We start from the raw sequence: 1,430 nt of genomic DNA, 5'->3' as shown, positions 1-1,430 counted from the left end.
TAAAAACATTGATAATTTTGAAAATCCAATAATACAATTTTCAAATAACTTTAATGAACAGTAACAATTCATTTCTGCTTAGCATTATAATTACCCCGTTTATTGCATTTAGCCTTTTTTGAATAAGGTTATCCGTGTGAGTCATTCTTCTGGCGTGATCTTCTTGGATATGAATTTCTCCTCAACCCGCTTTTATTCTTTGCTGTAACTTTTGATTCTTTCGTTTCAAAAGCCAAGAATATGAAGGAACATATTATCATGATGTTCGTGATACGTGAAATCACTCATAATTAGGCATCATTTCGCGCCCTATATTTTTCTAAAGAACTATTTAGTAAATTACAAGTTTTTTCAAAAGGAACTTTGCTTTTATTTTCTTGTTGAAATAATATTTCTGAAGCTTCTAGTTGCCCTAAGGCTGTTTCAATTTTTTCAGAATCTTCTAATTCTATTATTATTTTTGTAAAAATATCATCTAATTGTTTATCATAATTTAATGATTTAATTTTGTTATTTAATTTTTTAGAGATATTAGCTTCTCTTTCAGCTATTTCTTTAAATTTAATAACTTCTTTTTTTATTTTGATTACATCTTCTAAAGTTTGATTATTATTATTTTGTGTTGTTGTTTCTATAACAGCTAAAATTTTATTATTAACATAAAAAAATATTATTAAATTGAACAATAGAAAACTTAAAAACACAAAAAATATTGTTTTCTTGAGAGGATGAATTTTTTTTACCGATTTTATTATTTTTTTTTCTCTCTTTGCTAATTAAATTATTTTTTTATTATTTTCAATTTTTATTTTTTATTATATTTATTTTATTATTATTTTCAATTTTAATTTTATTATTATTTATTTAAATAAATAATTATTTAAATAAATAATTGTTTTATTTTTATATTTAAATGTAAATTTAAAAATTTTTTATATTATTTTGATATTATTTATTTTTTTGAAATAAAAAAACAAACAATATCCGATTGGATTATAACATAATATACATTGTATAAATTATATAAACTTATCAGTTTTTAAAATTTATATAAATTTAATTAATTATTCAATTTTATTAATAATTTTGAAATGTATTTTTATCTAATTATGTAGATTATTTTTAGGTTTGTATATTTATTTAAATAAAAATAATATAAAAAAATTAAAAATGTTATAATAGTCTGGAGGTTATAAGGGTTCGAAATTTAAAAAAAAAATTTCGAATTAAGACAACTTCTTCTTTTATTTTTTATTTATTTTTTTCAAATGAAAGGGTCTAAATTAATTTATGATAAAATATCAGTTACCTAAATTAGGTTATAATTTTGATGCTTTAGAACCTTATATTGATTCTAAAACAATGGAAATACATTGGGCGAGAAAGATATCTAAAAGACTAGCAATTTAACCAATTGCAACAATTGTGAT

2 protein-coding genes are annotated in these 1,430 nt (G+C 19.7%); one reads left to right on the top strand and one right to left on the bottom strand.

The window, feature by feature from the left end:
* Positions 1-290: 290 nt before the first annotated feature.
* Positions 291-686, bottom strand: coding sequence for a hypothetical protein (locus ACHMP6_RS01840; RefSeq protein WP_412097824.1), 396 nt, complete (start codon positions 684-686; stop codon positions 291-293).
* A gap of 604 nt (positions 687-1,290) precedes the next feature.
* On the opposite strand from ACHMP6_RS01840, the gene ACHMP6_RS01835 reads away from it, so the two are divergent.
* Positions 1,291-1,410: a hypothetical protein gene (locus ACHMP6_RS01835; protein WP_412097823.1), complete on the top strand. Its 120-nt coding sequence runs from the start codon at positions 1,291-1,293 to the stop codon at positions 1,408-1,410.
* The last annotated feature ends 20 nt before the right edge of the window (positions 1,411-1,430 follow it).

It is taken from the genome of Candidatus Phytoplasma palmae (assembly GCF_046896035.1).
Classification (GTDB): domain Bacteria; phylum Bacillota_I; class Bacilli_A; order Acholeplasmatales; family Acholeplasmataceae; genus Phytoplasma; species Phytoplasma palmae.
This window is presented reverse-complemented; position numbering and strand designations above follow the sequence as displayed.

Bases quoted from the DNA above. Each gene is read 5' to 3' on its own strand.
- ACHMP6_RS01835 (WP_412097823.1), top strand. From the start codon at position 1,291: ATGATAAAATATCAGTTACCTAAATTAGGTTATAATTTTGATGCTTTA.